The following is a 13,677-nucleotide window of genomic DNA, read 5'->3' on the forward strand; positions in this document are numbered from 1 at the left end:
CCGCAACGCTGAACCCGTAGAAGTTTTTTATTGAAGAAGGGATCACACGCTCATGACTCTATCTGCAACATCTCCCAAGGTGAGTAAACCATCGAAAGTTGAAGGACTGAAAGAACGTAGCAATTTCTTGCGGGAACCCCTCGCAACAGAACTGTTAAACGATTTGAACTTCTTCTCTGAGGATGCGATTCAAATTCTCAAGTTTCACGGTTCTTACCAACAAGATAACCGAGATAATCGAGTTAAGGGACAGGAAAGAGACTATGGAATGATGCTGCGAACCCGCAGTCCTGGGGGGTTTATTCCACCTCAATTGTATTTAACTCTGGATCGCTTATCCGATGAATATGGCAACCATACAATTCGGGCTACCACTCGTCAAGGGTTCCAGTTACATGGAGTTTTAAAGAAAAATCTTAAAACAGTTTTGGCTTCTATTATTAATAGTATGGGGTCAACTTTAGGAGCTTGTGGAGATATTAACCGCAACGTTTTAGCACCTCCAGCACCTTATAAAAATCGTCCTGAGTATGAATATGCCCGGACTTATGCCAATAATATTGCTGATTTGCTTGCCCCCCAAACAGGAGCTTATTATGAGATCTGGTTAGATGGGGAAAAATTTATTACCGCAGAAGAAGATCCAGAAGTTAAAGCGGCTCGTCTTCGCAATACAAATGGTACGAATTATACGGACTCAGAAGAACCGATTTATGGCACTAATTATATGCCCCGCAAGTTTAAATGTGCGGTGACGGTTCCCGGAGATAATTCCCTGGATATCTATACCCAAGATTTGAGTTTAGTGGTGATTACTAATGCAGCCGGAGAGTTAGAAGGATTTAATATTTTAGCTGGGGGTGGCTTAGGACGGACTCATAATAAAGAAGAAACCTTTGCCCGTATGGCTGATGAAATTGGCTATGTGGATAAAGCAGATATTTATGATGCGGTGAAAGCCATTGTTGCGACTCAACGAGATTATGGCGATCGCACCAACCGACGTCACGCCAGACTGAAATATTTAATTCATGATTGGGGTGTGAATCAATTCCGTGAAAAAGCTGAAGAATATTTCGGAAAATCCTTTCAACCGTTTAAACCTTTACCCGCTTGGAACTATGAAGATTATTTAGGGTGGCATGAACAAGGAGATGGGAAATTATTCCTGGGAATTTCCGTTGATAATGGTCGGATTAAAGATGAAGGAAATTTCCGCCTGAAAACGGTTTTACGCCAAATTGTAGAACAGTTTCACGTCCCGATGTTAGTCACGGCGAGTCAAAATGTAATTCTGTATGAAATTTCCCCAGAGGTTCAACCCAAGATTCAAACCCTCCTTAAAGAACATGGGATTAAAACCGAAACGGAAATTGATCCCCTAGAACGTTATTCAATGGCGTGTCCGGCGTTACCGACCTGCGGATTGGCGATGACAGAATCAGAACGGGTCATCCCTAGTCTATTGGGACGGATTCGGGTATTGTTGGACAATGTGGGTTTGCAACAAGAGCATTTTGTCATTCGGATGACGGGATGCCCTAACGGTTGTGCTCGACCCTACATGGCGGAGTTAGGCTTTGTTGGGAGTGCTCCTGATACCTATCAAATTTGGTTAGGGGGTTCTCCGAATCAGACACGATTGGCTGAAGCTTTTGTGGATCGCTTATCGATTCATGATCTCGAAACTTTTCTGACTCCCATCTTAGTTTATTTTAAACAGGATCGGAAACCCGGAGAGAGTTTTGGGGATTTTTGCTATCGTGTCGGCTTTGATGCGCTTCGCAAGTTTATAACCTCTTACTCAACGACTGTCTCAATGAACATTGAAACTCAAGAAGCGCCCGTTTTTACGGGTAGCCAGACCCTACCAGAGATTAGCGATTCTGATGCTCCCCTAGATACGAGCAAAATCCGACATCGGGTTAGTGTTCGAGATTCCATTTATAATCAGTTAAAAGCTGAATCTAAACGATTGGGGAAACCAGTGGTTGAGTTAGCCACTCAAGCAATTGAAGAATATTTAGAAAAACTGAAAGTCCAGTAGTTAGGTTGAATGGGGAGGATTTTAGGTTAGAGTATCTAACCGAGTCTTTAATCCTTTATTACCAATGGTTCAACTTCAACGCATTGCGATCGCTCCTGAACAAATTCAAGACGAACACCTGATTTTAACGGCTGAACAACAGCATTATTTAGGTCGAGTGTTACGGTTGAAACAGGGCGATCGCTTTATTATTATTATTGAAGGTCAGGGTCAATGGTGGATAGTAGAATTAATCGTTAATTTACCTTCTGTTTCTCCCCAAGCTAAATTAATCGAAACGGTCTCAATACAAACTGAATTACCCGTTGAAATTATATTAATCATAGCCTTACCCAAAGGAGATGGATTTGAGGAAATTGTGCGCTGTTGTACGGAATTAGGTGTAACACAATTTATCCCTGTTATTAGTAAAAGAACTCTCTTAAAACCCAGTCCTCAAAAGGTAGAACGGTGGCGCAGAATTGCTACAGAAGCCGCAGAACAATCGGAACGTCAGATTATTCCCAAAATTTATGATCCGGTTTCGTTTCCACAAGGATTATTAACCCTATCAACCTTTAAAAGTAACACTCAATCTTCTGTTCAATATATTTTTGAAAGTCGAGGAAATTATCAACCTTTTATGTTAGAATTAATGTCAATTATAGCTGATAAAATACCCGATAAAATCATGATTGCAACAGGGCCAGAAGGGGGGTGGACGGAAGAAGAAATTCAAGCAGCGATTAGTATGGGATTTCAACCCGTCTCGTTAGGAAAACGCATCTTAAGAGCCGTTACAGCACCGATTGTAGCAGTATCTCAGATGATGGGTATTATAGAACACAAACAATACTTCTAATTTTTCTTGCTAAATTATCCGTCCGTTTCGGAATATAAAAATTATTGTTTTTTAAGGTTTCCCCGACTTGATTAAACGTCTCAATACACAAATTCAACCGTTCTCGATATTCCGAAAATGTCATTTTTTCAATATATTGGAATAACTCTTGAGGATGATTAAACTCACAATAGTCTAAAAAACTATTTTGGGGAAAATCCTCATAAATTGTTGAATTCTGTCCACCGTAATAAATCGGTAAACAGCCGCCAATAATCGCATCCCAAATTTTTTCAGTACAATAATGGGGAGCTATGGTATTTTCAAAACACAGATTAAAATGATAATCTTGGAGAATTTCAAACTTGCGATTTGTCCAGTCTCCATCCCTAGAGTCTTCGATGGTTACTCCCGCTTCCCAACCTTTTCCATAAATATCAACTTTCCCTAAGCGATGACCTTCTAAAGCAATGTGATTTCGGATTTCATACAAATCAATACTATTTCCATCCCGAACTAAAGTCGTAAAGCCAGCAACCGGATGTTTTGACATCAACGCCACAATTATTTTGTCTTGCGGTCGCCAAAAATCATCCTCAATTATTGGGTTTAAGGGTTGGCTAAACACATTACTCCGCCAAATACATAAACTATAATTATTTAAAAATACGTCTCCCGTGTAAATATTCATAATATGGATATCTACACCCTCTACATTAATTTTATTCTCAAAATTTAGATCAAACCGAGGTTCTTCGGTATATAAAAGGTATTTTTTGATCTGACCATATTGACGTGCAAAACTTTCTAAAACGACAAAGTATTGAGAAATAATAATATCTGCTTCTCGGAGATCTTGTGTCACCTCAATTCCTTGATCTTTAAGACCAGAAAAGACTTGTTTTTGATAACCAGAAGATTGCTGATTAATCATACTATATAAACCGGGGTCAGCTTGGAAAATTTTAATAATTTTTGAGTCTGGACGTTTAGGGTTATCTGAGAGTTGAACTGTTTTCCCTTGGATTAACATTTCTCGCAAATGGTTATGGGGAGGAAAAAGAACTGCTCCTTCAAAGGTTAATAATTGGTTATAATATTCTAAAGCTTGGTTCCAGTGACCCAATTTAATGCAAGAATAACCTAAGTTTTGATAACTATCAATTAAATCTGGGTTTAATTCAATTGTTTTTAAATAATTTGCGATCGCATTTTCCCATTGATGATCTTGGAAATAAGCATAACCTAAACCATAGTAACTCCAGACAAAATCCGGTTGTAATTGTAAAGCTTTTAAATAAGCTTCAATCGCAGGTTTCCATAATCTTAATTGCATCAAACTATTTGCCATAAAAAAATATGACTGAGGAAAATTAGGATTAAGGGTTATTTCCTGTTGAAAAGCTGCGATCGCATTTTCCCAGTCTTGCAAATTCCAATAAATCTCTCCAATTTGATAATGAATCAAAGGGGTGTTCGGTTGAATTTTAATCACTTTTTGATAATTGATCAGAGCTTGTTGCCAATTCTTCTGTTGATAATGTTGTTGACCTAGATTAATATAGGTTTCCAGCATCGAATGATTATCCATAAATAAATCTTTACCACTATTTTTTATAATTTTATCAAATTATAGCAAGTTTAAATCAGTTGTAGAAATGAGTTAAAATCAAATTTATCGGCGGGATGAGGCGTGTCCAAAATTCGTTAACTTAAGTTGACACCCTTTGGGAACGCCTCGACCCTAAACAGGGATTTCTGTCTATTTTTTAGGATTAATAATCCTGATAATTAGGATTGTATAATCCATTTAGGATTCTTTCTATATCAGCAAAAAATGTTGAAAATTATTCAATTATTTTCTTTGCTATTTTTAGCATAAAATACCGTTATCAACCCACCTTCCCCGACAAATGACTAAAATCTGAATCACAATTGTCAAAAAATCTTGCCGATTCTCAAAAACGAGGTTAAATTGATACTAATACCCGAAGTATCTACCCCAGTACCATGAACTCACGTCTAGGATTAATCGCTTTACTCACTTTATTAACCAGTTTAACCTTAACAATTCCCTCTCCACTCCTATTGGGGAAAAAATTTGAGAGGGGTAATAGAGTATTCGCCCAAACGGTTACAGAACGAGAAGCCGAAGCAGACCGATTATTAGAGCAGGGAATACAACAATATAGCACTTCCAAATGAGTTATAATAAATGTAAGGTTAGCAATAATCCCCCAAAGCTGGCAACGGAAAATGAATATAATCGACGAAATAGACGATTTTATCAATCAGACAAAAGATCCTAGAGAAATTAAAAGAGCGATCGCTGTCAAACTCAAATTACAAGGTAAAGCCTACCGGGAAATTCAAGACTTATTACAAGTTTCTCAAGGATTTATTAGCCAATGGAAAAATCGGGTGCTTGTGGAAGGAGTAGACAGTTTAAAACTTCAATATAAAGGAAGGAAAGGTTATCTAAGCCCTGAAGACAAACAGAAAATTATTGAAGAATTAAGGGAAAGAGATTGGTTAAGATTGTCTGATTTACAAGTTTTGTTAGAAAGGGAGTATGGAGTCGTGTTTCAATCCCATCAAAGTTATTATAGCTTGCTGGAAGAGGCTCGCATCAGTTGGAAAAAAAGCCAAAAAAAGAATCCGGCTAAAAATGAGCAGTTAGTCCAAGAGAAAAAGGAAGAAATTGAAAAAAAGTTAGCGAGTTGGAAAGAGGAAATAGGGGCGGGAAAGCTGACAGTGTTTATGATTGATGAATGTCATCTTCTTTGGGGAGATATTTTAGGGTATGTTTGGGGAAGGACGGATCGAAGAATAGAAATTCCCATCAAAAATCAAAAAGAAAGGCAAACTTATTATGGAGCTTTAGATTACCAAACGAAAGAATTTATTATCAAAGGTTATGCGGCGGGCAATACAGAAAATACCGTAGACTTTCTCCAGTATTTACAACAGCAAAATCCGGGGAAAAGGTTGGCTATAGTCTGGGACAATGCCACTTATCATTGTTCTCAAAACTTTCGAGATTACTTAACTCAAGTTAATCAAAATTTATCGGAAGAAGAATGGCGGATTACTTGTGTAAATTTTGCTCCTAATGCGCCGGAGCAAAATCCGGTTGAAGATATTTGGTTACAAACCAAAAATTTCGTGAGAAAATTCTATCATTTATGCCCATCTTTTAAAGTAGTTAAGTGGCTATTTGAGTTTTTTGCTCAGGGGCAAATTTTTGATTTTCCCAAGCTTTTTATGTACGGGATTTTGCCACAACCTATTTAGGATTGCTATATACAACTAGCCAATACCAAGCCGCAATTCAGTCTTGGGAAACTGCATTAAACATTTATCGTGAAATCGGCGATCGCAATGGAGAAGGACTTGCTCTCAATAATTTGGGTAATGCTTACTATAGCTTAGGACAATATCAAAAAGCAATTGAGTTTTTTCAACAGTCTTTAACTATTAAACGTGAAATCGGCGATCGCAATGGAGAAGGAGGTGCTCTCAATAATTTGGGTATTGCTTACGGTAGCTTAGGACAATATCAAAAAGAAATTGAGTTTTTTCAACAGTCTTTAACTATTAAACGTGAAATCGGCGATCGCAATGGAGAAGGAGGTGCTCTCATAGGTTTGGGTATTGCTTACTATAGCTTAGGACAATATCAAAAAGCAATTGAGTTTTTTCAACAGTCTTTAACTATTAAAAGTGAAATCGGCGATCGCAATGGAGAAGGAGGTGCTCTCATAGGTTTGGGTAATGCTTACAATAGCTTAGGACAATATCAAAAAGCAATTGAGTTTTATCAACAGTCTTTAACTATTTTACGTGAAATCGGCGATCGCAATGGAGAAGGAGGTGCTCTCATAGGTTTGGGTAATGCTTACAATAGCTTAGGACAATATCAAAAAGCAATTGAGTTTTTTCAACAGTCTTTAACTATTAAAAGTGAAATCGGCGATCGCAATGGAGAAGGAGGTGCTCTCATAGGTTTGGGTAATGCTTACAATAGCTTAGGACAATATCAAAAAGCAATTGAGTTTTATCAACAGTCTTTAACTATTTTACGTGAAATCGGCGATCGCAATGGAGAAGGACGTGCTCTCAATAATTTGGGTTCTGCTTACAATAGCTTAGGACAATATCAAAAAGCAATAGAGTTTTATCAACAGTCTTTAACTATTACCCGTGAAATCGGCGATCGCAATGGAGAAGGACTTGCTCTCAATAATTTGGGTTCTGCTTACAATAGCTTAGGACAATATCAAAAAGCAATAGAGTTTTATCAACAGTCTTTAACTATTACCCGTGAAATCGGCGATCGCAATGGAGAAGGAAATGCTCTCATAGGTTTGGGTGCTGCTTTGTTTGAATTGAAGAATTTTCCTGAAGCTGAAAAATATCTGTTTTCTAGTCTCGAAGTTAAGGAATCTCTGCGACAAGGAATTCAAGACGACCTCGATAAAGTATCTCTTTCCGACACTCAACGCAGTTCCTATAATCTGCTTCAAAAAGTTTTAATTGCTCAAAATAAAACTGAGCCAGCTTTAGAAGTTTCTGAACGAGGTCGGGGGAGAGCGTTAGTCGAGTTATTAACTCAACGATTCAACCCCAATTCCGAACCCTTTTCTCCGGTTGTTTCTTTAGCCCAACTCCAAGCCATTGCTCGACAACAAAATGCAACAATTGTTCAATATTCTAGGATTGGTGATCAATTTTCACAAGACGGTAAACAACAAAACCTAGAATCAGAATTATATATTTGGGTAATTAAGCCCACTGGAGAAGTTGAGTTTAGACAAGCCGATCTTAAACTTCTTTGGCAAGAACAAAACACCTCTCTAGGTCGTCTCATTTTCGCAGCGCGTTGCTTTGGTGATGATGCCTGTAGAAGTGATTTTATTACCGCTTCAGCTAGTTCTAATGTTGTAACTCGTTCTAATTTGAGAAGCACTCCTCTATTTAATTTTCAAGCTGATGATCGAGTAAAAGCACAAAATATCGATATTAATCCGCATCAATATCGAGAGTTAAAAGAACTCCATCAACTGTTAATTAAACCCATTGAAGATTTATTACCGACTAACCCAGATGAACCAGTGATTTTTGTTCCCACAGATGCTTTATTTTATCTACCTTTTGCGGCTTTGGTAGATGAGGAAGGAAAATTCTTAATTGAAAAACATACAATTGTAATGTCTCCTGCCATTACTGTGTTAGAAACGACTCACAAACAACGGCAAAATTTGTCTTCTTCTGCCCAAGATATTGTGATTGTGGGTAATCCACAAATGCCGAAACTTGCACCGAGTCCAGGGGAAGAACCTCAACCGTTAGCTTCCCTTCGCTATGCTGAAAAAGAAGCGATTGAGATTGCTAAAATGTTCAAGACTTCGGCTTTAATTGGAGCCAATGCAACAGAATCAACGGTAGTTGAACGCTTGAAAACTGCTCGAATTATTCATTTTGCTACTCACGGAATTGTTGATAATATTCAACCTTTAAATAGTAGCGTAGCATTAACTCCTGGGGGTTCGGAGGATGGATTATTAACGGCGGATGAAATTTTTGACTTAAAATTAAATGCAGAATTAGTGGTTTTAAGTGCCTGTGACACTGGACTTGGACGGTTAACCGGGGATGGGATGATTGGGTTATCTCGTTCGTTTTTGAATGCAGGAGTTCCGAGTTTAGTGATGTCGTTATGGGCTATAGATGATCGAAAAACCTCTCAATTGATGGTACAATTTTATCAGAACTTACAGACGACACCCAACAAAGCCCAAGCGTTACGACAAGCGATGTTAACGATTAAAAATCAATATCCTGATCCTTATTATTGGGCGGCGTTTACTTTAATTGGTGAGGGACAATAAGAAGTTGGGAATAAGCAATGGACTGTTTCATTTTCCCAGGCAGATTTTTATGACCTCTCCCCCGACCCATCTCCTGCAAGGAGAGGGGAGAATTTTTGTTACGCTTAAATCAGAAGTTGTATTTAGTATAATAACTCCTCCTTCCCTTGCAGGAAAGGGGGCTGGGGGGTTAGGTCATAAATGAATCTAAAATTTAAGCTACCTGTTAAACTGCGAACGGTAATAATCCCCAGTTTGACAATAATCGGTTTACTGGTAATTCGACAATTGGGGGGGTTACAACCGTTGGAATTAGCCGCCTTTGATAGCATGGTGCGAGTGCGTCCTCAAGCTGACCCTGACCCTCGCCTCTTGATTGTAGAAATTACAGAAGACGATTTACAATCCATCGAACAATGGCCTGTACCTGATGAAATTTTAGCCCAAGTTTTAGCTAATTTGCAACGTTATAATCCCCGTGTGATTGGAATCGATTTATTTCGAGATATTGCTATTCATCCCGGTCATAAAGCGTTAGTTCAACAATTGCAAAAACCAAATATTATTGGCATTAATTTAATTGGGGATGAGGACATTAGGACAATTCCGCCTCCCCCAAAGCTTCCCTCAAAACGCATCGGGTTTGTTAATATTCCTGTTGACCCCGATGGGGTTGTGCGTCGTCAATTAATGTTTACTTCGGGGTTAAAGTCTTTTTCTGTTCAGTTAGCTTTAGCTTATCTTAAACCCCTAGGCATTAAACCAAAATTAACGGTTAATAAGGAATATCAATTAGGCAACGTCATCTTTAAAAAGCTAGAATCAAACTCTGGCGGATATCAAAATATTGATGCAGGCGGATATAAACTTTTATTGAATTATCGAACCCCTAAAAATCTGGCTCATACGGTTACATTAACCGATATTTTACAAAATAAAATTAATCCCAATTTGGTTAAAGATAAAATTGTTTTAATTGGGACATCTGCGCCCAGCATTAAAGATGTTTTCCCCACTCCCTATAGTAGCAGTCAAATTCGACTGCGAGAAATGCCCGGAGTTGTGATTCATGGTCATGCCATTAGTCAAATTCTCAGTGCTGTTTTAGATGAAAAACCTTTGTTTAGATTTTGGTCTGAACTTGTCGAAATTCTCTGGATATTCACTTGGGCAATCTTAGGAGGATATTTGGGGTTTAAATGGAAAAAAACCAGTCTTTTAATTGGAGGCAGCTTACTGTGTTTAAGTGGATTAGGACTCATCAGTTACGGACTTTTTTTGCGGATGTTTTGGGTTCCGGTGGCTGCACCCATGTTAGGATTTATTCTAACCTTTACTGGGACGGTGATTGCTCAAGTTCGGGAATCTCAACAGCAACAATATATGGTGATGAAATTGTTAGGACAACAAACCTCTTCAGATATTGCAGAAACACTTTGGACAGAGCGATCGCATTTAATTAACTCTGGTCTTTTACCCCCAAAAACTCTAACCGCAACGATCCTATTTACTGATTTAAAAAACTTTAGCACCATCGCCGAAAAGCAATCCTCAGAATCCTTAATGATTTGGTTAAATGAATACCTGAGTGCCATGACCGATATTGTTTTAAAACATCAAGGTATTGTGAGTAAATTCACCGGAGATGGGTTAATGGCAGCCTTTGGGGTTCCAGTTGCTAGAACTACATTTGAAGCGATCGCAAAAGATGCTGAAAATGCCGTTAATGCAGCTTTAGAAATGGGTCAACATTTACAGCAACTCAACGAACAATGGCAACAACAAGGATTACCGTCTGTCGGAATGCGAGTAGGAATTTATACTGGAACCGTAACCGTCGGAAGTTTAGGCGGAAAGAATCGTTTAGAATATGGGTTAATTGGAGATAGCGTTAATATTGCATCCCGTTTAGAAAGCTGCGAAAAACACCGAGAAGGTGGCATCTGTCGAATTTTAATCGCTCAAGAAACCTTAAATTATTTAAAGGGCAGATTTGTAGTAGAATCCTGGGGAGAACTAACGTTAAAAGGGAAAGAAATCCCGATTACAGTCTATCAAGTTTTAGGAAAATTTTAAAAGATGGGATCAATCTCATCAACTTATGATATATTTAGATAAAATTAAAATCCAGGGGGCAAAATTGGAATGCTAAAACCCTCATTATTTTTAAAGCTAATTTTTATTGGTTCTACCTTGGCTTTAAACCTATTGCTGATTCCCTTACCCTTACAAGCTCAAGACGACCCTGTACCCCCTGGTACAGGAGGAACAGGAGACACGAAGCCAGGAGGGACACGGGGAACGTGCTTAGGCGATACGACTTCTCAATCCTTAACCGCTCTAATTCCCGCTATAGAACAACGGACAGAACAACCGTTGGAACTAACCACATTACCCCATCCAACAGTTTTAATTTATATCCCAAAAACCGAGGCAAAGATTGTCAAATTTATTATTGTTGAGGATCAATCGAATAAACCTATTTATAAAACAGAAATTAATCTGCAAAAACAACCCGGAATTCTAGCAATAGAAATGCCTAAAAATCAACCGGAACTAAAAGATGAAGTTGTCTATCGTTGGACTGTTTCTTTAGACTGTACTGATTCAATTGATCCTTCTGTTCAAGGATGGATTAAGCGAATTCAACCGAATCCTGAATTAACTCAAGCCTTACAAAAAAATCCTACTGAACAATGGTTAGTCTATGCTAAAGCCGGAATTTGGTATGATGCGATCGCAACTTTAGCCACCCTGCGTCAAGCTGAACCGAATAATCCCCAATTAGAATCGAATTGGCAAGAACTTCTCCAAAGTGTTAAACTTGATGCTGTGGCAAAAGCACCTCTAATTCAACCTTAAAAACTCGGTTAAATTCCTCGTTCTCGAAGTTTCTACTTCTTCTGTTGATCATGTTGCTAACCTAGATTAATATAGGTTTCTAGCATAGAATGATGATCTATCAATCCTTACCGTGATTGTTTATAAATTTTAAGAATTTTTCAAGCAAACATCGTGATAATTCTTTTAATTAAACAATCTGTGCGGTTTGGGATAAAATATTGATTGTCTTTCATAATTTTAGCCATTTTATTAAACGTATCAATACATAAATTCATCCGTTGCTGATATTCTGACCATTCCATCTGATCAATATAGTTGAAGAGTTCTATGGAACTGTTAAACTGACAATAATCAATAAAGCTATTCGATGGAAAATCTTCATAAATTGTTGAATCTTCTCCTCCATAATAAATCGGTAAACACCCTGCAATAATCCCATCCCAAATTTTTTCTGTACAATAATAAGGAGCAATGGTATTCTCAAAACAAAGATTAAAATGATAATCTTGTAAAATTTCAAATTTTCTAATTGTCCAATCTCCCTCCCTAGAATCTTCTAAAGACACACCTTCCTCCCAACCTTGACCATAGATATCAACTTTTCCTAAATAATATCCTGTTAAGGCAATTTCACAGCGTAACCCATTCAAATCAATATTCCTTCCCTCTCTGAATAAGCTGGAATTATGCTTTTTCGTGGTTAATGTTACTACTTTTTTCTGTTTTTTACGATTAAAATCACTGTCCTTTAATAAGGATAAAGATTGATTAACAGCGTCTACTCTTTTATGCCAAATACAACAAGTATAGTTATTGATAAAAACATCCTGAGTATAGATATTCATAATCTGGATATTAATGTTATTTAAAGAGATTTGTTGAGAAAAATTGATATCAAAGCGAGGTTCTTCCGTATATAAAAGATATCGTTTATAATCTGGATATTTATAACTAAAAAGTTCCAAAATCTTCAAATTTTCAGCAATAATTAAATCTGCCTGTTCTGGGTTAGAGGTAAATTCAATATGATGTTTTTTGAGTTGTTCAATCACAAAATAACTATCAGGACTAAACAAGGGTGAACTAATGGGAAAGGGAAGAAATATTTTAATACTGTTAAGATGATCAATAGTATTGCTGAATTCAATAGGCTGATCTTTGAGTTGGTTTAAAAGATTTTTCCAGTGTTGATCTTGGGGAGAAAGTTCTATTTTCAGTTCAACTGCTTTCTGATAATTTTTTAACGCTTCTTCCCATTCTCCCAACCTCAGATAAGCATAAGCTAAATCTTTATAACAACAATAATAATCTGATTTTAATTGACTAGCACGCTGGTACAGATTAACCGCTTTTTCCCAAGCTTCTAATTTTAAATAAATTTGACCCAAGGCTTGATAACCCCAATAAAAATCTGGTAATAATTCAATTGCTTTTTCATAAGTTTGGGCTGATGCTTGCCAATTTTCTACTACTGCGAAACATTCCCCTAAACGGAAATATGACCAAGGAAAGTCTGATTTGTGGTAAATTGAAACTTGGTAAGTGGCGATCGCTTCTAACCAATCTTGCTGGCGAAAATAAATTTCACCGAGTTTATAAAATGAAAGCCAAAGATTCGGCTGAGATTTAACCGCTTTTTGATAATAAAATCGAGCTTGTTCCCAGATTTCTTGTTGGTAATAAACCTCGGCAATTCTTTCATCAATATGACCTGCATTCGGTTGAAATTCTAAAGTTTTATTATAAGTAGTTATAGCCTTTTCCCATTGTTGAAGTTGAGTAAAAATATTTCCAAGTTCATAATAAGCAAGTTCAAATTTAGGATTTAATTGAATAGAATACTGATACAGATTAATGGCTAAATCAACTTGATTTTGTTGGTAATAGTAAGTAGCTAATTTCTGATAAACAACTGCACCCAACCCCGGTTTTTGCTGAAATTTAACAAAGAAATGAGCGATCGCTTTCTGAACTCGATCATCATCAAGCCGAGCAAAAAAAGGTATTAAATTCTCAACAATTTCTTCACTAGAAGCCACATATAAATCAACAGAAATAGGAAATTCAGACATAATTAAGGGAATAGGGAATAAGGT

Annotated in this window: 9 protein-coding genes; 7 read left to right on the top strand and 2 right to left on the bottom strand. The window is 37.3% G+C overall.

Going from position 1 to position 13,677, the window contains the following annotated elements; all coding sequences use genetic code 11:
• Positions 1-52 precede the first annotated feature (52 nt).
• Positions 53-2,047: a sulfite reductase, ferredoxin dependent gene (gene sir / locus NMK36_RS27955; RefSeq protein ID WP_254175121.1), complete on the top strand. Its 1,995-nt coding sequence runs from the start codon at positions 53-55 to the stop codon at positions 2,045-2,047.
• A gap of 64 nt (positions 2,048-2,111) precedes the next feature.
• Entirely contained in the window at positions 2,112-2,888 is a 777-nt protein-coding gene (locus NMK36_RS27960; protein WP_072717514.1) for a 16S rRNA (uracil(1498)-N(3))-methyltransferase, read from the top strand.
• Here NMK36_RS27960 and NMK36_RS27965 read toward each other — a convergent pair.
• On the bottom strand, positions 2,863-4,458 hold the full coding sequence (locus NMK36_RS27965; RefSeq protein ID WP_254175122.1) for a tetratricopeptide repeat protein: 1,596 nt from the start codon (positions 4,456-4,458) through the stop codon (positions 2,863-2,865). The two genes, NMK36_RS27960 and NMK36_RS27965, sit on opposite strands and share 26 nt — an antisense overlap.
• A 419-nt stretch (positions 4,459-4,877) precedes the next feature.
• Here NMK36_RS27965 and NMK36_RS27970 point away from each other — a divergent pair, with 419 nt between their 5' ends.
• The 5 genes from NMK36_RS27970 (at position 4,878) to NMK36_RS27990 (ending at position 11,599) form a co-directional block, all read left to right on the top strand.
• Positions 4,878-5,072, top strand: coding sequence for a hypothetical protein (locus tag NMK36_RS27970; protein WP_254175123.1), 195 nt, complete (start codon positions 4,878-4,880; stop codon positions 5,070-5,072).
• A gap of 51 nt (positions 5,073-5,123) precedes the next feature.
• Positions 5,124-6,161: an IS630 family transposase gene (locus NMK36_RS27975; RefSeq protein ID WP_072718165.1), complete on the top strand. Its 1,038-nt coding sequence runs from the start codon at positions 5,124-5,126 to the stop codon at positions 6,159-6,161.
• Between the two features lie 2 nt (positions 6,162-6,163).
• Positions 6,164-8,758 carry a CHAT domain-containing protein gene (locus NMK36_RS27980; RefSeq protein WP_254175124.1) on the top strand — a complete coding sequence of 865 codons (2,595 nt, stop codon included), beginning with the start codon at positions 6,164-6,166 and terminating at the stop codon, positions 8,756-8,758.
• Positions 8,759-8,938: 180 nt separating this feature from the next.
• Positions 8,939-10,813: a CHASE2 domain-containing protein gene (locus tag NMK36_RS27985; RefSeq protein ID WP_072717511.1), complete on the top strand. Its 1,875-nt coding sequence runs from the start codon at positions 8,939-8,941 to the stop codon at positions 10,811-10,813.
• A gap of 69 nt (positions 10,814-10,882) precedes the next feature.
• Positions 10,883-11,599 carry a DUF928 domain-containing protein gene (locus tag NMK36_RS27990; RefSeq protein ID WP_254175125.1) on the top strand — a complete coding sequence of 239 codons (717 nt, stop codon included), beginning with the start codon at positions 10,883-10,885 and terminating at the stop codon, positions 11,597-11,599.
• A gap of 140 nt (positions 11,600-11,739) precedes the next feature.
• Here NMK36_RS27990 and NMK36_RS27995 read toward each other — a convergent pair whose 3' ends face one another.
• Complete coding sequence (locus NMK36_RS27995; protein ID WP_254175126.1) at positions 11,740-13,653, bottom strand: tetratricopeptide repeat protein; 1,914 nt, start codon at positions 13,651-13,653, stop codon at positions 11,740-11,742.
• Positions 13,654-13,677: the final 24 nt, after the last annotated feature.

Source organism: Planktothrix pseudagardhii, assembly GCF_904830925.1.
GTDB lineage: Bacteria > Cyanobacteriota > Cyanobacteriia > Cyanobacteriales > Microcoleaceae > Planktothrix > Planktothrix tepida.

Bases quoted from the DNA above. Each gene is read 5' to 3' on its own strand.
- sir (WP_254175121.1), top strand. From the start codon at position 53: ATGACTCTATCTGCAACATCTCCCAAGGTGAGTAAACCATCGAAAGTT.
- NMK36_RS27960 (WP_072717514.1), top strand. From the start codon at position 2,112: ATGGTTCAACTTCAACGCATTGCGATCGCTCCTGAACAAATTCAAGAC.
- NMK36_RS27965 (WP_254175122.1), bottom strand. From the start codon at position 4,458: ATGGATAATCATTCGATGCTGGAAACCTATATTAATCTAGGTCAACAA.
- NMK36_RS27970 (WP_254175123.1), top strand. From the start codon at position 4,878: ATGAACTCACGTCTAGGATTAATCGCTTTACTCACTTTATTAACCAGT.
- NMK36_RS27975 (WP_072718165.1), top strand. From the start codon at position 5,124: ATGAATATAATCGACGAAATAGACGATTTTATCAATCAGACAAAAGAT.
- NMK36_RS27985 (WP_072717511.1), top strand. From the start codon at position 8,939: ATGAATCTAAAATTTAAGCTACCTGTTAAACTGCGAACGGTAATAATC.
- NMK36_RS27990 (WP_254175125.1), top strand. From the start codon at position 10,883: ATGCTAAAACCCTCATTATTTTTAAAGCTAATTTTTATTGGTTCTACC.
- NMK36_RS27995 (WP_254175126.1), bottom strand. From the start codon at position 13,653: ATGTCTGAATTTCCTATTTCTGTTGATTTATATGTGGCTTCTAGTGAA.